This window comes from Phytobacter ursingii, assembly GCF_001022135.1.
Classification (GTDB): domain Bacteria; phylum Pseudomonadota; class Gammaproteobacteria; order Enterobacterales; family Enterobacteriaceae; genus Phytobacter; species Phytobacter ursingii.
Map to the genome: position 1 here is coordinate 59,681 of NZ_CP011601.1, position 24,354 is coordinate 84,034.

The 24,354-nt window shown below is 40.7% G+C and carries 27 protein-coding genes; 2 read left to right on the top strand and 25 right to left on the bottom strand.

Annotated elements, in window-relative coordinates; all coding sequences use genetic code 11:
* The first annotated feature begins 19 nt into the window (after positions 1–19).
* On the top strand, positions 20–1,519 hold the full coding sequence (locus tag AB182_RS02235; protein ID WP_001284318.1) for a helix-hairpin-helix domain-containing protein: 1,500 nt from the start codon (positions 20–22) through the stop codon (positions 1,517–1,519).
* A gap of 165 nt (positions 1,520–1,684) precedes the next feature.
* Here the strand turns inward: AB182_RS02235 and AB182_RS02240 are convergent, their stop codons facing one another.
* Entirely contained in the window at positions 1,685–2,767 is a 1,083-nt protein-coding gene (locus AB182_RS02240) for a competence protein CoiA family protein (RefSeq protein ID WP_001232447.1), read from the bottom strand.
* A 360-nt stretch (positions 2,768–3,127) separates the two neighbouring features.
* Positions 3,128–3,340: an Hha/YmoA family nucleoid-associated regulatory protein gene (locus AB182_RS02245; RefSeq protein WP_001285422.1), complete on the bottom strand. Its 213-nt coding sequence runs from the start codon at positions 3,338–3,340 to the stop codon at positions 3,128–3,130.
* A 169-nt stretch (positions 3,341–3,509) separates the two neighbouring features.
* Here AB182_RS02245 and AB182_RS02250 point away from each other — a divergent pair, with 169 nt between their 5' ends.
* Positions 3,510–4,685, top strand: a complete 1,176-nt coding sequence (locus AB182_RS02250) for a tyrosine-type recombinase/integrase (RefSeq protein WP_000795949.1) — start codon at positions 3,510–3,512, stop codon at positions 4,683–4,685.
* 21 nt (positions 4,686–4,706) lie between these two features.
* Here the strand turns inward: AB182_RS02250 and AB182_RS32875 are convergent, their stop codons facing one another.
* The 23 genes from AB182_RS32875 to AB182_RS02355 all read right to left on the bottom strand — a co-directional run bounded on the left by AB182_RS32875 (position 4,707) and on the right by AB182_RS02355 (position 24,022).
* On the bottom strand, positions 4,707–5,051 hold the full coding sequence (locus AB182_RS32875; RefSeq protein ID WP_001805195.1) for a hypothetical protein: 345 nt from the start codon (positions 5,049–5,051) through the stop codon (positions 4,707–4,709).
* Complete coding sequence (locus AB182_RS02260; protein WP_001198595.1) at positions 4,987–5,892, bottom strand: hypothetical protein; 906 nt, start codon at positions 5,890–5,892, stop codon at positions 4,987–4,989. Before AB182_RS02260 ends, AB182_RS32875 begins: the two co-directional genes overlap by 65 nt.
* Positions 5,893–5,901: 9 nt before the next feature.
* Positions 5,902–6,864, bottom strand: a complete 963-nt coding sequence (locus AB182_RS02265) for a DNA replication terminus site-binding protein (RefSeq protein WP_000119428.1) — start codon at positions 6,862–6,864, stop codon at positions 5,902–5,904.
* A 90-nt stretch (positions 6,865–6,954) separates the two neighbouring features.
* Positions 6,955–7,401: a hypothetical protein gene (locus AB182_RS02270; protein ID WP_000549069.1), complete on the bottom strand. Its 447-nt coding sequence runs from the start codon at positions 7,399–7,401 to the stop codon at positions 6,955–6,957.
* A gap of 16 nt (positions 7,402–7,417) precedes the next feature.
* On the bottom strand, positions 7,418–7,954 hold the full coding sequence (locus AB182_RS02275; RefSeq protein WP_000107167.1) for a hypothetical protein: 537 nt from the start codon (positions 7,952–7,954) through the stop codon (positions 7,418–7,420).
* Positions 7,955–8,027: 73 nt separating this feature from the next.
* Positions 8,028–8,285: a hypothetical protein gene (locus AB182_RS30015; protein WP_001371933.1), complete on the bottom strand. Its 258-nt coding sequence runs from the start codon at positions 8,283–8,285 to the stop codon at positions 8,028–8,030.
* 7 nt (positions 8,286–8,292) lie between these two features.
* Positions 8,293–8,883, bottom strand: a complete 591-nt coding sequence (locus AB182_RS02280; protein ID WP_000578891.1) for a hypothetical protein — start codon at positions 8,881–8,883, stop codon at positions 8,293–8,295.
* A 44-nt stretch (positions 8,884–8,927) separates the two neighbouring features.
* Positions 8,928–9,203, bottom strand: coding sequence for a hypothetical protein (locus tag AB182_RS02285; RefSeq protein WP_001004200.1), 276 nt, complete (start codon positions 9,201–9,203; stop codon positions 8,928–8,930).
* 263 nt (positions 9,204–9,466) lie between these two features.
* On the bottom strand, positions 9,467–10,423 hold the full coding sequence (locus AB182_RS02290; RefSeq protein ID WP_000149830.1) for a hypothetical protein: 957 nt from the start codon (positions 10,421–10,423) through the stop codon (positions 9,467–9,469).
* Between the two features lie 171 nt (positions 10,424–10,594).
* Positions 10,595–11,533: a hypothetical protein gene (locus AB182_RS02295; protein ID WP_000472041.1), complete on the bottom strand. Its 939-nt coding sequence runs from the start codon at positions 11,531–11,533 to the stop codon at positions 10,595–10,597.
* A gap of 66 nt (positions 11,534–11,599) precedes the next feature.
* Positions 11,600–12,520, bottom strand: a complete 921-nt coding sequence (locus AB182_RS02300) for a hypothetical protein (protein ID WP_000991697.1) — start codon at positions 12,518–12,520, stop codon at positions 11,600–11,602.
* Positions 12,521–12,588: 68 nt separating this feature from the next.
* The gene (locus tag AB182_RS02305; protein WP_000691119.1) at positions 12,589–13,524 is read right to left on the bottom strand and encodes a hypothetical protein; all 936 of its coding nucleotides are present in this window, start codon (positions 13,522–13,524) and stop codon (positions 12,589–12,591) included.
* Positions 13,525–13,593: 69 nt separating this feature from the next.
* Positions 13,594–14,472 (bottom strand): hypothetical protein, encoded by an 879-nt coding sequence (locus AB182_RS02310; RefSeq protein WP_000762003.1) that lies wholly within the window; start codon positions 14,470–14,472, stop codon positions 13,594–13,596.
* 78 nt (positions 14,473–14,550) lie between these two features.
* A complete protein-coding gene (locus AB182_RS02315) occupies positions 14,551–15,072 on the bottom strand; it encodes a hypothetical protein (protein WP_001011130.1) in 522 nt (173 codons plus the stop codon).
* A 269-nt stretch (positions 15,073–15,341) separates the two neighbouring features.
* A complete protein-coding gene (locus AB182_RS02320; RefSeq protein ID WP_000220379.1) occupies positions 15,342–16,574 on the bottom strand; it encodes a DUF7146 domain-containing protein in 1,233 nt (410 codons plus the stop codon).
* Positions 16,575–16,687: 113 nt separating this feature from the next.
* Positions 16,688–16,909, bottom strand: coding sequence for a hypothetical protein (locus tag AB182_RS02325; protein WP_000192120.1), 222 nt, complete (start codon positions 16,907–16,909; stop codon positions 16,688–16,690).
* Positions 16,910–16,981: 72 nt separating this feature from the next.
* Positions 16,982–18,988 (bottom strand): VWA domain-containing protein, encoded by a 2,007-nt coding sequence (locus tag AB182_RS02330; protein ID WP_000762700.1) that lies wholly within the window; start codon positions 18,986–18,988, stop codon positions 16,982–16,984.
* A gap of 76 nt (positions 18,989–19,064) precedes the next feature.
* Positions 19,065–20,192 carry a DUF3150 domain-containing protein gene (locus AB182_RS02335; RefSeq protein ID WP_000174396.1) on the bottom strand — a complete coding sequence of 376 codons (1,128 nt, stop codon included), beginning with the start codon at positions 20,190–20,192 and terminating at the stop codon, positions 19,065–19,067.
* Between the two features lie 63 nt (positions 20,193–20,255).
* Positions 20,256–20,429, bottom strand: a complete 174-nt coding sequence (locus AB182_RS32495) for a hypothetical protein (RefSeq protein WP_001176645.1) — start codon at positions 20,427–20,429, stop codon at positions 20,256–20,258.
* Positions 20,430–20,560: 131 nt separating this feature from the next.
* Positions 20,561–21,619 (bottom strand): ATP-binding protein, encoded by a 1,059-nt coding sequence (locus tag AB182_RS02340; protein WP_000063335.1) that lies wholly within the window; start codon positions 21,617–21,619, stop codon positions 20,561–20,563.
* A 57-nt stretch (positions 21,620–21,676) separates the two neighbouring features.
* Positions 21,677–22,654 carry a hypothetical protein gene (locus tag AB182_RS02345; RefSeq protein WP_000810361.1) on the bottom strand — a complete coding sequence of 326 codons (978 nt, stop codon included), beginning with the start codon at positions 22,652–22,654 and terminating at the stop codon, positions 21,677–21,679.
* Between the two features lie 60 nt (positions 22,655–22,714).
* Positions 22,715–23,092, bottom strand: coding sequence for a hypothetical protein (locus AB182_RS02350; RefSeq protein ID WP_000120822.1), 378 nt, complete (start codon positions 23,090–23,092; stop codon positions 22,715–22,717).
* Between the two features lie 57 nt (positions 23,093–23,149).
* Entirely contained in the window at positions 23,150–24,022 is an 873-nt protein-coding gene (locus AB182_RS02355; protein WP_000041927.1) for a hypothetical protein, read from the bottom strand.
* Positions 24,023–24,354: the final 332 nt, after the last annotated feature.

The following is a 24,354-nucleotide window of genomic DNA, read 5'->3' on the forward strand; positions in this document are numbered from 1 at the left end:
CGCTTTTTCGGTGATCAATATGGCAAATATCGTTACGTGCAAAACAAAGGACGGCGAAACAGTCCAGTATGTTGACGAGGTAATTGGTTCGGGCTCGATGAAGGATGTTTACTTTTCGCCTGATAAATCATACGTCGTCGCTTTTTATCATAAACCGCAGAACGAGCAGGCCCGGGATCGGATTGATATGATCACCGGACGCTACAGGCAAAACATTTTTGGCCAGTCCGGAGGTGAATACTGGAAGGACCTGTTTTGCTGGCCGACCCATGTTGTTGAGCATGGGCATAAAATCGGCATCGTGGTTCCAACCTACAAAAGCTACTTTTTCTTTAAATACGGCTCTAAAAACGATGATTTTCTTGGCATAAAAGGTCGTGAAAAGGAAGGCAAATGGTTTGCCAGCGCCAGCAACCAGAACAAATTTCTCGACCCACGTGAACGAGGCAATACGCTTACCTATCTCAAGGTCTGTCTGCTGCTGACAAGAGCCGTCAGAAGGATGCATGCGGCAGGTCTCTGTCACAGCGATCTAAGCTATAAAAACGTGCTTATCGATCCAGAAATGGGACATGCCTGCATCATTGACGTAGACGGCCTGGTTGTCCCTGGAAAGTATCCTCCCGACGTGGTGGGCACCCCGGATTTTATCGCTCCGGAAGTGGTGAAAACCAGTCATCTTTCCAAAGAGGATCCGAACCGCGTATTGCCAAGCATTACTACTGACCGTCATGCGCTGTCGGTGCTTATCTACATGTATCTGTTCTTCCGTCATCCGCTACGTGGCGGAAAAATACATGACATGTCGGATGAAGTACGTGATGAGACCTTATCTATGGGTGAGAAGGCACTCTTCATTGAACATCCGACAGACAAAAGCAATGCAGTCAAAGTCAGTCAGCTATCGTCCTTTTCACTGCCCTGGGCTGACCCGGAGAAAATTCCTTACACCATCATGGGCCCTTATCTGACACCTTTGTTTGAGCGCGCCTTTATAGATGGCTTACACGATGCCACTAAACGCCCGACCGCCGATGAGTGGGAAAGCGCCCTGGTTAAAACAGTCGATCTGATACAGCCCTGCCAGAACAAGGCGTGTGAACAGAAATGGTACGTTTTCTCGGGTAAGACAAAGCCGGTTTGTCCCTACTGCGGTACGCCATACAAGGGTAAATTACCGGTTCTAAATTTATATTCTTCCCGAAAGGAAGGCAGTTATCGTCCTGACGACCACCGGTTGATGGTGTGGAGCGGGCAGTCAATCTATGCGTGGCATGTGAATCGCCTCATTGCGCCAAATGAGCGTACAACCGATTTGCAAAGGAAACGAGTTGGGTATTTTGTTTTCCATAACGATCAGTGGTGGTTAGTAAATGAAGGCATAAATGGGCTTATGTCATTACCGGATAAACGACAGATTGCCATTGGGGAAAAAATTGAACTGACGAATAACGCTCAGTTTGTTCTGTCAAAGGAGGAAGGCGGCAGGCTGGTCGTCGTTCAGTTAGTAGAAAACTAACGGACGCCCATAACGACTAAAACGTTCTGGCAGCATACTGAACCTGTTTAATGAATCACTATATTAAGCTGTGTCAAATTTAAGCTGCCAGAAAAACTGACTGTCTGTGCCGGATATGCGGTACACCTCCTGCGGCAAGGGTTTAATGCGCAAAGCCCAATTTATTTATAAGAGTGAATAGTTTTGTGGCTCTACCCTGCCGCTCTCCTTTCCTGTGTCATGGTTTTTAACATCTGAAATACTGACATTGTTAAGCCGGTGATTGTATAAGGCGATGCGGACAATCTCATGAAGATATTCAAGTTCGTTTTGTGTCAAGGACTGGCCTTCCTGGGTTTTTGAAATCATTTCCTGCCAGCAGATCAGTCTTTCGTAACTGACATGTTCGCTGTTTTCCAGGCAGTGCAACCTGAAATAGCGAAGGAACAAAGGAAATTCATCGGTCTGAGCGATGTCATAAGCCCGAACCGTTAACCTACACAGACATACAATCGTATCCTGCTGTAACCTGACTAACGCGTTATGACTGCCCGGAAGGATATCAGGCAATTTCATCTTACAGTCAGCAAGGCGCTGAAGAAGAGGCCCTTCCTCTGAAGGCTCCCGTCCCCGATACTCCTGAAGAGGTTCAGATTCAAGTTCATGCATTAATGGATGATATAGCCATTCCCGGGAACTGGTCTCATCAATGATCAGGCTTTCAATGCACTCACTGTATGTTGTTTTACGTCGCCCGAGCTGCACCTGACTGATTTCATATTCAATATCTGGAAGATCGATACGCAATGCGGCAACTCTTTCGGAAGGATGAAGGTGGTCAAAGGTTAACTTCGCAGAAATGCTACGATCCCTGTCCAGAAAGACGGCCACACATAAATCATTAACCTTTACGAACAGATCAGCTGTGCCTCCGAACATACTGCCGCTTCCAATAACCTCATTCAGTGAAACCGGCCCACCATCGTCGCCAGCGAGAAGATTTGGGAAACCAAGAACCTGGTGCTCGTTGATGACTTCAATAATTTTTCCCCGGATGGCTTCCATCAGACCATCACAGTCACCGGCTACAGCAGTACTGTGTGAGAAATGCCAAAGCTTGACCTCCCCCTGCTTTGCTAACAGATCAGTTTTGCAAGCGGGGCAGATGCAGTTACAGTCGATACCCCGGCTGACCTCTGTAATATCTAAAAAGAGTCCTGATTCTCTCTGGAGTCCAAATGGAATACCAAATGTGTAACTCTTACGCATGGCTGCACCCCGTTTTTGATAATTATTCAAACTATATCCGAAATAACGGAGGAGGATTTCTGTAAAACGAATTAAAAGAAATGATTTTTTAGTTTTCCAGATTAATGTTTGACAAGAATCAAATGAGAGCCTTACAAATATGGAGAGAGAAGTTTAGGTAAAGTAACTTTTATCACAACTTCTAAAATTAAGGAGAATATCGGATGTATTTAGCAGTGGGCTTGGCTTATGATTAAAGTCTTTCTCCGAACTTAATAAGAAAGTTAAAAAGACAGGCTATTACAGTGCCTTTAGCCCCGAAAGGGGCATAAACTATTTTCAAATCCAGACACAGTCTTTTTGTTGTGCCAATATCAATAATTACTCGCGAACAAAGGTCCACACACTCGCAGGAACTTTGTCATATAACTTTTTCATTGTCAGTTCAGCTTTACGATGATCATAAGCACCAGAAATTTCAAGAGAGGCGACACCCGAGTTTTTTTCACATAACCTTTCAAATACTTTTTCGAGCGTTTCGAACGAACTACACTTACGGAATTTCATTAAATAAGACTGCTTTGTGTCAGACATAATCAACCTTCTTTAGACAGGCCTCAACTGGCCAGGGATAATCTTAATATCATTTTTCACTTAAGCCTAACGATTTCACAACCTTTTTCGTTGTTTCCACCCTGTTCATAACCAGGTACATGAGTGCTAAAATGACTGTAAATAAAACCAGTGTATCCCGGTGAGCAGGATGAAGAATCAATCAGTGATCAGACAGTTTTCGGAAAGCGAATTGCATCAGCAGCTGGAAACGTTCGGCAACCATGATAAACAGCTTTCACGCTTGATCCGTTACTTTTCCCATCTGAGATACAACACAGCTAAAACCTATCTGCACTGGCTACGAGTATGGAACGAATGGTATCAGGCGAATGCCCGGTTGCATACAGACTGGCCAGTAAGTTCGCTCCCCGTGTCTGAGGAAGCTCTGCTGGCGTTTATGGGGCATCTTGAAGGCAAATTGTCACGAAGCAGCATAAACAGCTGTCTTCAGGCCTTAAACAGTATCCATAAAAAAGGGCTTAACCTGCCCGGGATTATTACGTCTGAAGCATGGTACATGCTGGAAGCCTTAAAACAATCGGAAGCCCGGAAGCGAAAGACGACTAAACAGGCAACTCCCTTTCTTATTGGCGATCTCAAGGCTCTGATAAAGTTACGCAGTACTACAAACTCAGTTCGTAAGCTTCGTGACCTGTGCCTGATCTGGACAGGCTTTGAAACACTGCTCCGTTCATCCGAAATTCGCCGTATACGTCTGAAAGATCTGTCTCTGGATAGTATGACCGGTGAATTTAACCTGACGGTATACCGTACAAAAACGAACATCAGTACACTTCTTACCTACCGGCTGACACGTCAGTTAACTAACTGCCTCTTGAGATTGATGAACCTTGTGAAAATGGATCAGCACAGTCATCCGGATGAATACCTTTTCCAGGCCGTAAATTTCCATGATACAGGCTATATGCCACCCGGCTGGAAGCTTCGGAGTAAAGGGAATGAGCTATCTGAGCTTCTTAAACGGCATAACCTGCCCTACCGTGCTAAACAAAGTCTTCTGAACGATGAAGATGAGGAAGACACTGTGGACGATGCCGGTATGCTCAGCAAAAATTCCCTTTTACGGGCATTTAAAGAAATGTGGAATGAGCTTTATCCAAATGAGACTAAAACCCGTTACTGGACAGGGCACAGCGTTCGTGTAGGCGGTGCGATACAGCTGGATATTGAAGGTTACTCGCTACCACAGATTATGGAAATGGGGAACTGGTCGAATGAAGAAATGGTTATGCGCTACATTCGCAATATTGAAGCTGGTAAAAAAGCCATGATCAAGCTTATGCGAAATGCCTTTGATGAATAGCGCCCTCACGGGCGCATAACTTTATTTTTTCTTGAACGGGTTAAGTCTGGTGAGATTAGAGAGTGCCCCTCCCGGAGGCAAAATTCCCGTCCTTTTATATTTGTACACGCCATTTAATTTCATTGTCTGGATTCCAAGATTAATAAGCGTGACAAGTTTAAGGGTATACAGGAGTGTAAATTGGGGAGCAACCTGAATAAAAACTAATAACAAGCCTGCACACATTACACGTAGCCATGCCGCGTACTCCATGCTCAGCGGACGCTTGAAATAGAATCTTTCGAGCAAATCAACTGTCTTATTACTGATCCACGCCGCCGCCACTGAGAGTAACAACACGATGCACACCATAATGCCCAGTTCCATTTTCACTCCCTTCTCTTTTAGTCTGTTTAAGTTGAGGCTTAGCCACAGTAGTTTTGTTTTTTGCTTTTTTCTTAGGTTTGGTATGGTGAAACAGAAAACAATCCACCATTACCCAACCATTTTTATATCGAGCCACCAGCATCTTCTGGCTGGGGTAATGAGCATGAAACAGCATTTTCACGTCCATGGTGCCCATCAACGACTGTTTGCGCTTTAGCTCATCCTCAGCCATCTGAAATTCTTGTAAGAATTCTGAAGACAGACGCTGACGCAGAATTCTTATGGCACTGGAGTTTTCATCATTCTTTGCCAGGTGCCCGAAGCGTACAAGTGCCTTGTGGGTTATCTGGATGGGTCCCAGATGAGAGCTGAGCTGTTCGTACTGCCAGAAGTAGGTCAAATCCACCTTAACCCAGCTGATGCTGTCCAGCAGAGCCTCGTTCATGATGGTTCCGGACATAGGTACCATTGTCAGCCTGGCCAGACGCATATGTATGTAGTCCGTAAGCAACCTCAGCGACTCAGGAACGTTTTTATTGAGTAGGAGATGCTGAAGCACCGGGGTTGCGGTCTGCCAACACAGATTGCGCCCGTCAGGCAGGAAAGCAAACTTTTGATCGTCAGGCGCAGAGTTCGAAGCGTTTTCCTTACGAAGCAAAAAATAATGGCCGCACAGCAGCTCTGCTCTTACCTGGTCCTCGTCAGGGTCATGTCGGGCTTTACTTAGATCAACGGTTAGCACAACGCGGTTAATCGCATCAGCGTGATATTTTTTTACCCAGACGCAGACACGATAGAGACGCTCATCGATTTTCTGGCTGGCTGTGGAAATCCATTGCATTGTTGTTCCTTAATTTTCGGGGCTGACAATGAAAATGCCCAGCTCAGCCCCCGGCACGAGTTCTGTATATTTCAGGCTCAGCTTCCGTTGGTTGGACGGACCCTGGCTGTTTTCAGGAGCCCAGTCAGAGAGCGTTTTTAATTGAGGTATGTTGCCTGCTGCGAAAATGGGCAAGGATGCTTTTACTACTGAATAATCAGTCTCAGCATATTTATTCCCGTTTCGTTCCTGCCCTTCAGGCCTAAATGCAAAAATGTGAGCAATCGGAACAGGGAAAGAGTTAGTTCGACAAAGGCGATAAGATTCGCCCTGCTTCAGTGGGTGAAATTCAAGACGGTGTAAAGCCTTATCGATATTAGACACGACATTCAAATTGGTAGTTGCTACATTTTTTACTTCTGAGGCTCTCCTGCGCTCCAACAAACTCACAAGTTGCTCTGCTGTTTTAACTTCCTGGTTTCGGTTTAGCCGCCATGAAAAAGTAACTTTTTTAAGCTGGGACTTGATGAAAAGGATATTTCTTGTTGAGTGCATAGCGACAAGGCCCGGGAGCTTCTTGTGCACTTTATCAAAACGGACATTCTTTTTATTATCGATACGCCTCATTGCCGCAGCAAAATCATTTTTTGCTTCGTTTATAGAAGTGATCAAGCTTTCGAGAAGATCTGCTCTTTCGGGGACAATGATTAGACCCGGGTATTTAGTGGTTACTTTGGTGGAATCATGACTTAATGACTCTATGTCATCCACACAGATGTCAGTAAGTGCCTGAATAATTTCCTCAACCGAAGCATCGTCTTTAATACTAACCCTGATGGGTTTAACCTGCTTCAAGCGCTCTTCTGTTCTAGATACGGTGGAGACAGTCATCAGGTTTGCCATCATCGGGGGGGTGTTCGAAAGAAAACACTTGAGCGAGTCGATGCGTTCCAGAATCTGGTCACGAAAATAGGGCAAATCGTCATAACTCATACGTTTCTCCAGGCTCATGTTATTTCCAATCAATTTTGCTGCCCAGGCTGACCTTGCAGAACATAAATGTCATGTAAACCTCTAAAGAAGTCATTTTGAAACAGCTTTCACAGCATGCGATTTATGTTCGATAGGGCTCATGAACAAAGGATGATAATGGAGACGCCATGGATAGTGGATAGTCTTACCCACCTGGGTGATCCGATTGAGGCGAAAACGACCATTTATACAGTCAACTGACCAAAGCCCGGGAGAAACTAACCTCTTCCAGCGGTAAAAAGAGAAACCTGCAACACAGAGGTCATGCTCCAGGAAATGTTGAGTTTCGACGACGCGAACTTTTATCAAAAACCCCAGCATTGGCGAAAACCAGATCAACAACCATGTTGGCGGCAGGATGACTTTGTTCAGGAGATGATCTGTCATAAGCAAGGCAGATAACATCAGAAAACTGATAGTCAACCACAGGGCCATCCAACCGGCCCATACGCGGCTCTGACAGGGTTTCCATTCGAGAAGAAAAAGTTTTTTATGCATTCTGCCCCGCCTAATTTTAATGTATTGCCGAAGTATGCTGCATCATGATGGTGGTGCGGGGAAAGATTTCAAACTTCCACAATTCTGAAGCCGTGTTCCAACCATGAAAGATCCCGTCTCCACAGCGAGTGTTAAAAGCAAGAATTTCATCCCTGACCTGGTAAGCGAGCACTTCTGGCATATCAATAAACTCAGGTAAGGAAAGAAGAATTCCATGGATAACTTCTCCGGTTAACTTACTCATAACCTCTTCCTCAGACAGGGCAGCGTCCGGGAACAAACACAACGGAAGTGAAAAACAACATAGGTCAAGACCAATAGCAGCCCTTCCTGCGTCGTAGCCTTCTTCATTAACGACAAAACGAAAGAATTTTTCTGTCTCACCCCGTAATGATGACGGTCCTTCAGACGGAACTTCAATACCACTGAAGACTTTATCGGTCCAGTTGGTAAAAGGACTGGTGAAAACCCAACAAATTAAGGATAACGCCAGCTCTTCCTTAAACATACGTTCAGTGCCGGTAGTTCTGGAAAGTTGCTTTTGAGTACTCATGTTTTACCTGTTGCATGAAATTATTGATGTTATATAAACACAACCGGCATTTTATCTAATAGGTTTGAAAACACTAAAAATCGCAAATGCTGGTACCTTTCTGTTTTAAGAGATTTTCAAGGTAAAGTGAGGCTAGATCAATTGGCTGGTTCTCTTCAAGACAGGCTCGCACAAGATCTTCAATAGAGACCGAATCAACCCCCCTTCCCTGTAAAATTTCTTTAGCAGATGCCAGCGTTTTATGAACGCTTCGACTTAGTTGTAATCTGACTTGTGTGCGGGTATCAAAAAGACAATCTTCTGTGACACTTTGTGAAACGGTTCTACTCATTGAAAAATCACTCCATTTCTGGGATCGAATGAAAATTAACAGCTATAGATGTATCAGGTTTCCCATTTTCTACGATACTCAACCACGTACGCGCTGAGATTTGTTGTTCACAGACGAGTATGTAACCTGTTCCCTGTTGATGATGTAGCTCAAGAGCTTTTAGGATAGGCTCTGAATGAGGTCCGAGAGCATCACGCGTGTGAATAAGCGTTTGCTCTGGCAATACGTTGCTAAGCATAGACAGCAGAACATTACGCTCATCCTCATTATCCGACAAAACAAGAATTATACGAAAACCCGTTTTTATACGAAATCTGATTTCTGAAACTAACTTTCTTAATCTTAATTTATATATGACCAGGCGGAATCGAGTCATCAGTAAAGAGACCACTGTGAAGATAACGATTACTGCGCCATATTTTGACCTGTAGAACCACCAGTTAAGGCCTCCAGCAACTATCAGGATTAACATTAAAATTAAACTCCCATAGAAAAAAAGTGCTGGGTAGCGAGTTGTCTTTCCTTCAATTAGTGCTGAGGCAAATATCAAAATGGATATTCCGTAAATTACCCAGTCAAAAATACTTTCTCCAATCATTCTTTAGTGAACATCCTTAAAAGTGGAAATGTAGGTTTATGGGTTTATGCATTTTCCTGATGGCCTTGACAACCAAGGATTTCACAGAAATTGTCACAGTGTGAAGCTGTAACAAAGCGCTCTCCACGTTCGAATCGCTCAACCAAATCCTTTCTTACTTCACTTCCAGGTTTCTGGAAGATGTACTCAAACTGGAGATCCTCGGCCGTTGAAAGTAGTCGTTCTATGCTGAAATCAACATGGTAAAAGCAAAACTGATTATCAACCGGGGGAAAGTTGCTTTTGGTACTGTTCTCGTTTTTGGATTTTAGTTCATTCATGAGCTCTCCTTGGTTGAGAACAGTATACAAATCTCTTTAGGGATTTTTTTTCGTTAATAGCACTTTTTTGAGTTTAAAGAGTATGTTCATACCAGAGCATTAGAGGCTACGAAAAGGATAATGGAATTAGAAAGATAGATTTTAAGTGGTGATGTAAGGTGGGATAGGTAGAAGAGGAGTAGACGCTTGTAAGCGAGGCAAAAAAAAGGCACGGAAACCGTGCCATAAGAGTATGTGAGAAAAAATCAAAATCAGGGAAAGAATCAAGCAGCTTGTGAAACTGAATCTCCAACTGCAAGATTTAAATTTCTTAGGTTATCGAAAACTTCAGATACTAAGTCATTACGGTCGTGGATTTTAATCCGCCCACCGGTTAACTCTGAAACATAAACGGTATGGCAGAGGTCAGTAACCACTTCGCCGTATTCATCAACGACTTCCAAAGATGCAATCATCGGAATATAAGAAGCCGCAGCATAGCTCTCATAAATACTTATTATGGAGTCATTGTTGCGTCGAGAAATTACCCTACCAGAAGGTAAAGCCTCATCTTCCATATAGCAATCAGATAGGTCCTCACAGAAGTCATTTTCTTTAAGTGAAATATTAAGGGTCAATTCACTGTTGATAGAGCGTGAATAAGAATATTCACTCAGTTTATAGCAAGCCAAACTTATATCACTAAAAGTTTCATAAGCTTTATAGAGGCTCGATGTTATAGACTCAGATACAAATGTTATTAGTCCAATAAAATGAGTATCCCAGAACTGTTGCAAAGCAAAACGGGCAATCATAACCTGACCATCAACCTGCATCAGTCTGTTATATTCATCCCGGTCATAACCTTTCGACTGAGAAACATCATTAGACATGCTAAGAACTTCACTACAAACATCATCATATTCAAAACGGCTAGTTGCAAAGTGTTTTCCTGAAATCTCAAGGTACTGACCAGAGACTGCGTCAAACACCTCAAGAAAGTAACAGAGTCGAGATTTTAAAGATTCTCTGTTTAAAGCTTCTATTTCATTCTCAGAGATACTATCGACATATAAATCAACAGCATTCTTGAGTTCAATAGCTTTGATATTACAGGTAAAAGAAAGCTCGTCACTTTGACAATGGCAAACACTTAATACTATATCCGCCTCATCAAAATCTATGCCAAGATAGCTCAGAACTGCTCGGACATAGTTTTTATCATCAGATGAATGTGTCATATACACTACCTCAAATTTGAGAGGAAGTGCCCCAGAAGGGAAGCGACTTCCCCACTGGGTTAGATAAAAGTTTGGTTAAGCTAAAAGAAGATGCCAGCGACAGATTTTACATTGTCATAGACAAGTGTCTTCAGCCAACCAAAGTTACTTTTTTGGACTGAAGCAAAAGGATCATTGAGACGCGTTACGAAAATCGTCAAAAGCTTCAGTTATTAGTAATGTGCGATCAGTTACTCTGTATCGGTCATTACTTTCGAGAGATACGTAAGTTGAATGCGAAGAATCACAGACAACACGCCCTCTTTTATTGATCAATCTTACTTCCATCATCACCGGCACATTGATAATTGAAGCAACATCGGTATAGAGGGATATGAGGGCATCATTGTCACAATATAACGCCCCGTTCCCATCAAATGTATCGTTAAACTTAATATATATATCTGGCATATTTGCCGGATAATCATCAGTATTGAAATCAATGCATAACTTTAAGTCATCATTAATACGGCGATTAATCTTATGCTGCCCAACACGTACAAAGCCATGTTCAACAGCTTTGATAATCCTTAAAGTTTCATTAAGACAATCTGTAATTCTTTTCTCGACAAATGAGATAAAGTCACCAAAGTCGGAATGAAAAAACTGTTTAAGTGCAAATTTCGCAACTAACACTTTCCCATCCACCTTCATTTTATCGAGATAAAGATTTCTTATAGCATCAGTAGAAGAATTAGCTTTAGATAACTCTTCACAGTCATTAATAATCATTGAAACAATATCAATAACTTTAACTGGGCTTAAAGTATTACTATATCCGCGAATATCAAACGTAAAAAATCCGAAATTCTTAAATACTCCAAGAAAATAAATTATTTTTTGTTTCAAAAGAATAGAATCGGAGTAAGATGCGTTGTGCTTTATTAGTTCAGATATGTAGAGATCCAACATACAATTTAAATTATCGATATCTACATCGTAATCAAAGGTTACTTTGTCGAACGAAGTATCAGATAATTGAACGGTTATATCGTCAGCGGGAACATTAAGGCCTAAATTTTGATAAAGAAAGGCACTAACAAATTCCACGTGGTCAGATTCTTTAAACATTTACACTACCTCATGACTAAAAAGGAAGTGCTTCCCACCGGGAAGCAAGTTCCCGGATGGGTTAGATTAATTATAAAAGAGTTCTTCAGAAGGTACATGCATTTCTGGTTTGAACTGTTTTAAGGAGTTGTTTATAGCTTTTCGATATAACCCTGAAGAGTGTGGCTTAAACATTTGATATTCCGTAACGAGCAGAGGAGACGTAAAGCATCCTAAGTTCACTAGTGAAATATTTGATGTTTCTTCACAAACATCTAATTCAGCGTATATCCGCCTCTTCATTACCCTGCCTGCTAAATAGCGACGAACATGATTTATAAACTTGTCCGCATCTGATATAGAATTAACTATATAATCAGATGTGACTATCTGATTAGATACAGTTTCAGGTATAGCTTCGGCTATTATTTTTACGTTCATTTCATAATCAACACTATGGAAGCAAGCAAGAATTTGTGGCTTCGCGCTTTCTAAAATCTTTTCAAGAACAGAAAAAATCAGAGAGAACTCGTTTAAAATTCGCTTTTGTATAAGTCCATGTAGATGTTTTATGAAAGGAGAACCGTGTTCAACAAGGCCTAGTATAAGATCCTTAGAGGCCAAATCTGAGCGGTAATAAACGTATTCTAGATTATCCCGGTTAAATCCTTTGATAAGCAAATCAGGCTGCTCTGAGACCAGTCGTAAATGAGTTGAAGCTATAGAAACTTCAAAACGAAAGTTCGCGAGATTTACAGGGCCTGCTTTTAATGTAGCCGCTTCGGAAAAATAAATGAAAAGAGGATGCAAATCATCGTTACCACAGTAAAGATGGTCTGCGCCCTTAAGATATTTCACCAAATGAGGTAGAAAAGATATTACTGGAATATCAGCCACAAATCGAATATGCCGAAATGGTTTTGAATCCAAATATATATTTTCCACTACAGCGCCAACAAAACCCATTTTAACAAGAATAGATTCAACTAACTTTTGTATCGCATTCATTTAAATACCCTCTTAATAGAGGGATTTCTCCCAAAGGGAGAAATCCCTATGGGAGAAAATAATTTTAATTAATAATTGTAGCGAAGCGCATGTTCTTTTTCACTAAGATGGTTTTCATATTCCGACTTACCAGAACTTAAACACTCTTTGAAAAAGACCTTTGAAAAATTCTTCAAGTCACTTCGGTTGTTAATTTCTTTGTCAGACATCAACTTAGCTGAGTGTGAGGTATCCACAGGCCCCAACCACCATTCATATTTAATATAAACACAATTGGTTTTTGTATGTCCATTTAGAAATCGTTTTGCATTTCTAAGTATTTTTCTACAACCGTTAAGGTCTGAAAGTAAGATATCTGGAGCAATGAGCTCTTCCAGAATATGACCAGGTAAGCCTTTCCTAAAAAGCTCAACATCGTAACTACAATACCAGTCACGATAATTAAAAGCTTTAATAAGTCTTTCAGGTGTATCCAAAGATATCTTATTCAGGATTTTTAATGCAAAGCATACAGCATCTTTTAACAACTCGTGCACCTCAACATTGATAAATGAGAAAAACGAGCTTAATTCTTTCTCTAAGGAATTATACAACTTACCGTAAATATCCTGAGAAAAAAGATACTGCAATCTTTCTTTATTATAAGTGCAATTCGAAATTGAATAGACTTCTCCTCTTTCGATTTTGCACCCTTCCCTTAAAACTATAGGAAACCTCAAATGGTTAACAATGAAAGAATGATTCTTTCTTTGCTTCAAAGCATCTAATTGAAATTTCGTAATTTCCTCCAGATTTGCATCTTCAAAACCTGGAAAGGGAATATCACAGAAACAAGAACTATATGCTTTTGCTGATTCATACATAAACTCCAGTGAAACATCAGCATCAAAAGACATACCAGAGAACATGCCCTGCCCATTGTCTAAAAATGTAATGTTTTTAACCTGTATTTTTTTATGTTGAACAACCAAAAAGGCATTAATGATTTTTTCGATAATTTTCATGTGATCCTCTCTCAATAAAAAAGGGATCACTCCCATATGGGGTGTGATCCCCACATGGGTATAATTTAATTAAAAATCTGTAAGACCTAAATCTTTATTTCTACCACAAACTGTAGAAGATATAAGACGTTTTACTCGCTTTCGAGCACTTCGGCCTGACGTATCTTTCAAGTACATCGGTAATGACAATGATGAGATTTGATTACTTCGCTTATGATGGCAGACTATATAGCCCTGCCTCCACCCCGAACGCACAAACTCACGGATGCGGTTAATATATGCCGAAGCTTGAGATTTTGTACTTATCGATTCAGAACACTTTAAGTTCTGTTCGATAGAGTAAAGCTCAGCCGCCATTAATTTCACCTCATACAGGTCATCCCCATAACTTATAGTTTTCAACAGCTCTTCCTTTTCCCGAATGAAAAATACTTGCTGCATTCCAAGGATCAGGTCATAGGCCTCTCGAAAGAGGTCGATAAGCTTATTACGAACATAAATCATAAACTCCTCAAAGTGCTGAAGCCAGAAATAAGCCGCATTACTTATTTGTGAATTGTGAGAACAAACAAGCCCTTTAGCAAGCTCGACCTCTTCCTCCCGAAAAGTAAAGTTACTTTTCTTAAACCGACTTTGTTCAAAAATGCTTTGATGCATTTCTATCCATACAGAAACAAAACCGAGGGATTCAAATTCTTCGTTTAACAAATGTAAACTTTCGAAGATTTTCTGAATTTCGATCCCGATGTCATATGACAGTGGACATTCTTTTATAGAATAAACATAACCGGGTAGGAAGTGAGATAAATGCTCAGTTCGCAAATATAAACTGAATTTAAGTTCTGTCAGTGGTTGTTTCAAAGATAATTTAGATGATTCGCTTATATTTACTGGTTCAACACCATTTCTAATCAAAATAGCTTTTACCAGGTCCGTAGCTAACTTCATACAGCCTCCAGTCGTTATTGAGGCCTCCCTGATGCAGGTTGGCCATCAGGGAAAATATGTAAATCAATTAGCAACCAATCAGACCGTTGCCATTACATTGTCAATGTATCTGACAAGGGATGGGCGGTCGTCCTGTAAGGCAAAACGGCGAAGGTCATCAAGATTATACGCAGGAAGATAATCAGCGTAACCTCGAATACGAAGGTCCTCAACCACAACTTTTATATACTCAAATCGTCCAAGATTTCCTTTTAATGGGGGTTTTCCTGGACTAGACAGCATATCGTCTGCTTGCTCCCATGTGATTTCTTTAGCTTCACCACTATGTAGATCAAGATGGACATATATGAATGACTTATAATCTCCACGGCAACGAAGATAATATTTCGGATAGAAATATTTGTCACAACGCAACAAACACGTTCCTGAAGGACGAACTACGTACAACAGGTTTCTGTCATTTTCTAATATGCCATGTTTCAAAATCGTTATATCTATCTCATTATCATGCAGCAAATAGCATGACGATGGTTCATTGACGATGCGCGATTTTATAACAGCAGCAAATTTATTAAAAACTTCGTTAGTTTGAAAATTCATTAAAATGCTCTCCGATGTAAAACGACGAGCATCACCATAACGGTAATACTCCCGTTATGGGTTTTAATAGTTTATGGAATAACCATGTCATACAACCGACCATAGCCAGTAGTACCGCACATTTATTTAACTGAGCAAGCATCTCAGCCGTGAAAAGACCTTAAAGGCAGGTAATTATCACGAAGGAAAGCGGTTATCTTATCAATACAATTTAAAAAATAATATTGATAAGATAACCCCCCCCGCAAAATGCGGGGGAGTTATCGTTGTTACAGCTGATTAAGACATTCAGGAGCCCAGTGAATCGGGAATCCATCCTGCCCTGTTAACTGGAGAACATCGTTCCAGTCGATACCCTTTTTCCCATCAGGAATATCTTGTGCTGGTTCGAAGACTTCAATTGTCAGCTTTGATGCGGGATATCGTTTAGCCAAAAACTCAACCATGCGGCTTTGAAGTCGCTGAGCAGCTTCGATACCGGCACGAGTGCCTTGTGAGTTAGCAATATCCTTATCCGCCCAGATATAAAAGTTTATATATTTTACATCCGGCGGAGGCAGTAAAAAATCAGGAACAGTAACGTTTTCAAGGCACCATGCGGAGCTGGCTGCCCAGCATGGTGTTGAAGTCGCTTCTACAACAGAAAGCGCATTCTCGATCCCTTCAGCCACTCCCAGTGTCCAGGTCGAACTACCTGAATCATAGTGAGGGTCAAACAACTGAATTGAGCCACCTGTCATATCGGCAGGAGGCTTCATCATCAGCTTTGGATTTTCTACAGGTGCCTTATCACCGTTTTTGTCTACGTATGTTCTATGGATAGTCAGAGGCCGACCTCGGGTGTCACGATAGATTGCAATCATTCCCGGATAGATAATCGATTTCTGCTTATCTTTATCCCAATAGTAGATCCGGTTATTAAAGCCTAAATCCTTTGGTAAGTGACTCAGTAAGCGGGAGATCCCACGATTACGGAGGTACAAAGCAACAGGAGTATTAGGCTTTATTTCACCGGTATAGTGATACATCACATCAAGTTTTCGCATTCGCTTTGCCACTTCCTCTCGGTCAAGAGTTTCTGTGGCACGAACTGCTGATTTATAGCGTCGTTCATTTTCAATGTCGGCGTCAGTTAACGGAGCATGCAGATCCATCCCGAAAAAATCTGAGAGAATCTTTTTGCAAGTCTGCGTTTTACTTAATTCATAATATTTCGCCAGAACATCAATTCCGTCGCAAAACTCATTTACCGGAAAGTCATTATGGATCGCACATCCGGTATAAAGGTCTTTTTGTCGGAAACGAAACTTCGATTTCCCTGCGCCAGTAAACGGGCAAGGAACCTGGCTCGGGGCTTTTGCACAAGCGTCTTTGAAAGCAGGTATTCTTTCGAATATATACTTCCAGCCAGACACTTCAGCAATTCGAGCATGAACGAGTTTAATAAAGTGTTCAGATACTTCCTGTGGTTTACGACGAAGAGCCGGGGATGCATAAGTCATGATGATCTCTCTTATCTGGCATTGTGAGTTTCTCAATGCCTTCTGCGGTGCAGAAGACAGGGAGAAACCCACAACGCAGAATTTAAGAAAGAGGGCCCGGGGGCCCTCAACATTTATGCTTCAGTCGTGAAGCCATTATTCTCAAGACGCTGTATGTAGTTATCTACAAGTAACGCAGCCTGCTGGCTATTACCCTCCGCTATAGTGACTTCGCGGAAGATTCTTTCCTGAGGGCTATCATTGCTTATAACTTCACCAACACGTCCGAAAATACGGACTTTATGCATCGCACCGACTTTTTCATGTTCTACACGGTAAGTTTTTATCTGAGTCATATTTTGCTCCTTATTCCTTCATGGAGCAAAAAGACCCACCGGGGCCTTTTTGCCCCGATTGGGTAGAGTTTATTAAGAAAGTATTTGATGAACTAGCTTACTGACTTCAATAGACAATAAAGAAGTATCATCAACTGTTACGAAAGTGTCCGTTTCAAAACCAATTATTTCATCAGTCTTAATACCAACACCAACGATTTCTATTCCATTACATTTAGCCTTTTCCATAACTTCGACGATAGTAAATTCCGATTTATTCGGATAACCATCAGTTATAAGAAAAATTATTTTCCTATCGAATTGGCTGTCAAGTAACAGATCAACAGCTGCCATTAAAGCAGATCCCGTAGGGGTATAATAACCCTTACATCCAAGAGTGAATTTCGATAGAGATTCCTCAACGCTTTGATCAAACGTTTTGATAATCTCAAATTCACTTTCCTTGAAGGGAAAAACTATATTGGAGACATGCATTTTTGACAAACTTTCAGCGGCCATCGATAAAGCAAGATCTGACTTAATGGCATGAATATATCTTTCATCATTAGCCATTGACGCTGAAATATCACGAACTAATACGAGGCCAACATGCCCTCTATTTTTAGATTCGCTTTGAGCTCTGAAGACATCACGAACTCCCATTTGTGACAGAATTAATCGATTTCCATCGAAGGTAATTCCACGCTCATGAGTTTTGTTTCGGCCACGCATTTTAACCTGCTGTAAAACAGACAAGTCGCTACCGATTGAATGACTCAGAGACAAAGCCTCATTGTAAACATTCAAATCGATAAGGAGATCAGGGATATCCCATTCAGAAGCACCGAATTCGGCTTTCACGTCATCGGATACTTTTGATGCAATACCTTCAATCTCTTTAGCCAAAGCATCGTGATAATCTTCGCTATCCTCATCACTGCTAAGAAAGGCATCCAACAAATCTGCCAGTATCTCCCATTGAGCCGATGAAAAGTTACTTTCATCTTCAACGTTAGTCGAACTGGCTTCATCTGATTCACTCTCGGAAGGGTTAATCGCATCAGTATCGTCTTCAATAATGTTATCACCCGTGGGATTGCCACCGGTGGGTTCATTATTTCCCTCGTTATCTTCAGCAAGTTCTGAAGGCTCAGAACATCCCTCTTGAGCAAGATCAGCGTTATCGGAAGTATCTGCCTGACCTTCACTATCGTCCTCAGAATCATCCTCACGACTATCAGTCGACGTAAGCGATTTATCTTCTGATTCGGTATCGGTATCGGTCTCGGATTCATCATATGCCTCCTGCTCCTCCTGCTCTGTCTGCTGCTGTTGTTCCTTTGCCTCATCCCGCAGTCTCTCTAAAAGAGCCAGGGTCTTACGAGCAAGGGATTCACAGCCCTGAGTATTTTCACAACCAAGAGCATCATGAAAAATTTCCTCAACATCAGAAATTACTGGAGAAAGTATCTTTTGGGCATAGTCAAAAAACGGATCGAGGGTTTCTTTGTGACCTACCTGCTGAAGGACTTTTACTCGCAATGAGTTAAGCAGATACCACTCAATAAATAGGACAGGATTTTCCGGACGAGAAGATATATCAGGAGTCATCCTTCCGGCTTTAACCATCAGTGCGTAAGTGGCTGCAAGCCGCCGCTTTGCATCCGGATAATCGTTACCAACCTTCTCTTCCATCTGTACATCATCGAACAGATTTATAAGCCCGGTAAGACGTTTTGCCCTGCTATAAGCTTTACGTTTCTCAGCGAGGCTCTCAAACTCTGCATTCATTCCGTCATCGAAGCGTGTAAACCCTTCAGATGACATGAGAACACTATTAAAGGCGTCACTGTAAACCTCACTGACGGTATAGCGACCATGACCAGCTTCATGACAGGTAAAACCTTCAATCAGACTGACAAAGTCATCATCGCTATAATCGCCGTTTGGTAAAACACAAACTTTATTGACAGGATCAAAATACGGTCCTTTGGTATTGTCGTCTATTACAACTCTTACATCGCCTAAGCCGCTAATGACTTTTGCTATATTCTGTAAACGCTTAATATGGCGCGGCGATGATTTAAGATCTAATTTCATAGAATACCTCTTTATAAAAAGGGGTACTCACCCAGATGGTGAAGTACCCATCTGGGGTTTTTAATAAAGCAAACAGTTACCAGCCTTTGAGCTCGATATCAAAACCATTTTCAGCATTGTCTTCCTGTTGCGAAACTGATTTCTCAGGTTCAGCTACAGAATCAGTGTTTGAAAACGTGCTGTTTTTTATATCGTTCTCTACGACAGGTTCAACCTGAAACACATTTGTTGAATCTAAAATAGCTTCAATACCTGTGTTCTGTAGCGCGTTCGGTTCTGTTTGTGAGCTTTGATTAAATGATCTGGTAATAGATTCCAACCAGTCAGTAACCTTTTGCTCTCCTGAAATAATACGCTTTAACATTGAAGCATCACTCATGAAATAAAACCACTGCTGTAACACCGCAACGTCGCGAGGTTCAGAAATGGCACCTTTAGGTAAATTATTCATTATGTGTTTTATAGCTTCTGCAAGTACTGCCGCCTCTTTATGTATAAACATGAAGCTAATGATCTTATTTTGCATTTGCTTCAGTCGGTCAATAGTACTTGAGCGCAAATTATTATTTTTACTAATTTTTTCATAAACCCTCATTGCTTCTTCTGCCAGATCTGTTATCAATTGTTCCTGATAGTAGTCCTGGGTTTCATCACCTTCAACGCTAATAGGCGTAAAAGGAATAAAGTGAGCAATATTAAATCTAAAGGATTTTATGAAATCATCTTTAGTTAATTTCAACTGATCAATCAAAGAAGACATTCTTGGGCTTCTATTTTTTTCAGCCTCAATATGCATCTCATAATTGTCTACAACGTTTTGAATACCTGCCTGAAACTCTCGTTCAATCTCTTGGGCCCCTTCCAGAAACTCTTCCATACTGGAAACTGGTAAAATCCACATATTGCTATAGCGGATGCACAAGCGTGAGCAAAGGGTTGATATTCTGCTGGTAATCGTACTTTTGAAGCTAAGGGCTTTTATGTCAATCCAACGTACTTCGCTTTTAGATACGCTTTTTTGATCCGTAATATCATCTCCATCATAAGACAAATCGATTTTATCGGTTCGACGCGATCCTTGACAGCCACTTATTTCAATTTTTGTTATAACTGCACCTTCCAGTAAATCTGGATATGATTTTGCAAAATTCTCAGAGATTTGTTTTGCAGATACTTTGTTAAGCATTGAAGTATTTAAAGTCATGGGTTTCTCCAAAAAAAAGGGGAAACCCTCCCCAACGGGAAAGATTTCCCGATAGGGTTGATATTAAAGCTTCTCTGGTGCAATTAAAAGAATACCGGGAAACTCAGCGGCAACATCATCATTGCCCATTGCTCCCTGATACATATAACCTTTTAATTCCATTTCTTTAATTAGACCTTCCATATTTATTTTACCATCATGATAAAACAATAAAGAATAGTCGTTATTCAGTTGCATAAGTCCAGTAAAATTAGTTCCGTTTTTTGCTATAGCAATGGTAGCAGCACCATCCGTACTTAAAAACGCACTAAATTCAAGATGGGATAACTCTGAGATACAAATATCAGAGGTTTCATAACAAATCCCATCTAACTCGACTTTTTTGCTGTGAAATACTCCAGCGATTTATCCTTGTCTTCGCCAAGAGAAAGATCTATAGCTTGAAGAACAAGATCGACCACATGTAAAGGTAAAGCAGAAGCAAAAGCTATTTTGAAAGTGTCAAGAAGACTAAAGGTTTTTAACGTCATCGACGTGCCAACCCAAGCTACTAATTGACGAATATCCATCACACTGTCTTCTGTACCAGAGTCATTTACTGCAATCGCTACTCTTACGAACTTCTCAATGACCTGAAAAGGCAAAGAGCTATATCGTTTAGTAAGCACATTGGTTAAAGCAACTTTGTCGGGCTTCTCCATTTCAACTATCAAGAACCGCTTTATAAAAGCTGCATCTTGACGTTGAGAAGAAACGAACCGGCGAGCGCCTCCACTCATGTTTGTGTTTGCAGTACCAATAAATCGCGTGTAGCCATTAGCAGTTATAACCTCACCACCATTAGCACTGAGTGACCAGGGCTTACGTTCAATGGGCATGTGAAGTTTTGCTGCCGTATCAGGATCGATTTTGTCCACTTCATCCAGAAGAATGAGGTGACCATTACGAAATCCCGTTACCAAATCGCTGTGTACAAAACCTGTATTACCACCATTAAGACTGCGCTCACCTTCAAGCTCATCAACTCGAATATTGCTGTTGATCTGCTTAATTGTCAGCGGCCAATTCATCATGTGGCTAATGTACATTACCATTTCAGTCTTGCCAGAACCGGACTCACCTTTAAGACACACACTTAAATCTATATCCGGACTGATAAGCAGTTTAACCACTTGTTCAAGTATTCGGGGATTTGGTATGTAGTCTTTGTTCAGCGGAGCTCGATACGAGGTTTTAGTTTTGAAAACAGGCACAGCCATCTTTGGATCCATTTCTGGAATACCAAAAAGGTCCTTTGCTAGAACTAAAAGATACTCACCTTTATCCACATAATGTTTTAACTTTATAACATCCGGGGAAAGAAGAGCTTCTAATTTTTCATAAGCATCAGAAGATGTTTCATTTAACTTCATAGCGGCATTAGACATTTTTAACTCCGGTAAAATGCAAACACCGCCCTCTGGCAGATGTTTGCCAGTGGCATTTTATTTGAGATTCATTTGGCAAATAGTTGCCATCAGTTTCCTGATTTGAGGCACATTATAACCAAGATGATTTCCCACTATTTCAAAAGCTTCAGACATGATCCATTCAAAATGATTTTCGAATATTGGATTTATTTCTAACTTGCCAAAAGCGTTTCGTTTAGTTAACAGATCACATGAAACAAGCTCGTCAAACAACTCTAATGTGGATTTAAAAGCTTTTATGTAAACATCCATAATTTCCCTGTCAGTCCATTTAACAGCCAGTTTTTTTTCTGACATTAAATAATCCTGATCAAAGAAGATGTCCCAGCCCATATCGTCATTGCAATCATGCAAAATGATTTCATCATCATTCCTGCATTCAGCTAATTTCGTGTTTTCACTAATCGAACGATGCGAATGATAATAGAGCCATGATTTTAATTCCGCTCTAAATTCACATGCATCAAGTCCATGAGATAAACAAGTGTATTCAAATGATTTTGACATATACCACCGTGTTTCAGCTTCTAAAAGTGGATTCACTGTGATATTACCATTGTCATCTTTGAAGAATAACTTTCTCCTCAACACTAGTTCTTTAATGATTTCCAAAGACTCTTCCATAGCGGATAGAAAAACAACATACACATCCTCAGGGGTCCATTCTATTACCAGACCACCCAAATCTGGGTTATATTCTTCAACCGAATATAGATAATCTGTTTCTGCTGCAAAATTAATTGTATGCAAAATCTGATTTTTAAGTAATTTGGATTTTTCATAAAGGTGATTTTCACGCCTTTCAGAATCATAATTTATCTCAGAAATGTTACTTTCATCTGATTTAAAGTTTAATCCGGACGTGTATGCATCATTTAAATGCTCTTTGGGTGAATCAACTATTTGCGTTATTTCATCTTCATCTATATCGAATATAGAAAAAAAACTAAGTTGATTACTACTTATTGCAGTAGCCCTAAATTTTTGTTTCATGGGGACTCCAAAAGGAGAAATCCCATGAAGGGATTTCTCCCCTTTAGGGTGGGTTTAATGTCAGATCTGATTAAAGCTACTTTGTCCAAAACCTTTTAGAGGTTTAGGTATGTGAGCCAACTTACTTGTTGCTACCACTCTCATGTAGTCAAGAGGATGTTCTCTCCCTTCAATCATAATAGTATCGACAACAATATAACCGGAGACCATCAACTCATCACCCTGATTTATACCAGTGAAACAGGTTGAATACATTTCAGGCGACACCTTGATTTGAACTGAAAATTCTCTCTCAGTGATTTCACCATCAACTTCTGTCTTCATCCTATTTTTGAGCTTTATTAACAAACCTATACTCTGGTCAGTCATTTTTTTCTCCACAGCACTGATAACTATCCCGGACACTTTTACTTCATTGATATATTCAAGATATGACATTTTCCGCTCCTCGATTTGTTCAAAGAGAAGCCCCGTTAGGGTTCCCCCTTAACAGGATTAAATAAATTTATTAGTTACATACATGAACGTGCAGACTACCAAACAGGCAATTCCGGCAATATGTAACCAATTTCTTGTTGGTTTAGTTGGTGCAATCGCTAAAGAGTTCTCCAACTTCTCTGTTACAAGACGTCGATTCTCTGCTTTAGCCGCATCATCTAAATATTGAGTTTCACGCTTAGCGAGAGTCTCAATTTTCGATTTTATTGCATGGTCCCATCCTTTAGTTTCAAAAACGCTTAACTCACTAAAGGTGTGCGTCATGAGATCTTCTGGGAAACCCAGTTTTTTCATTAACGGACGAATGGTATCATACATTTTTTCTACATTTTCGTAGTGGGCCTTTACTGCGACATCAAAACGCTTACGTAAAGTTAATTTTTCACGTTTGCAAATGATGTCCGAAACCCAATTTATTAACTGCTCATTTTTGAGTTCACTGGCTTTTTCAAGTGAGTAATCCAGATTATCCACGTCAAGAAATGAATTTAATCCGTATTTTTCAAACTCCTCAACAAGATATTTATCCAGTTCAGTTAAGCTTTTAAAAAGTGGTACATCTGGGGAAGCTTTAAGAAGCTTATAAGCTCCTTCGAAATCAATTTTCTTGACCACGAGCTCCACAACATCCACATGATAATAGCTTGAATAAGCAGAAAGCTTTTCGGCCAACAAAGACACAGGCTTAAGAGACTTAAGTTCAATGATATTTGGGCCGTCCTCATTCAAAATAACAATCAGTTCATTATCACGTTCTGTATATTTCATCAGAACTTCTAAGAGCTGTTTGTTTAGCGCCTTATCCATCTCTGGAATAATTTCACTAAAGGTTTGATGAAGGGCTTTACTGCGAGCTTTATTTTTAGACATTTGGGGTCACCTATATATAGTAAGAAGGAAGAAACAAATTTTTGTTTCAACACGAAGGCAAAGCCTGTCATTCATCTCCCGTAAGCTATGAACCGCCTGATTTATACTATCTGGCATTAGAAGTACGCAACAAAAATAGCCCCAGGAGGAGCTAAATTAGTTACGGTTTGGTAAATTCAGATTGCCTTTTGCAGGCATGGGAAGTGCACCAGCGACAAAGGTGACATTTTGCCGGTGGTGTCTTACAGCTTGTTTAAGCTGGCCGCTTTTCACGGCTAAATCAACGCTTAACGCGAAAGTAACTTTAAGCAAAGTTACTCAAATTTGGGAGC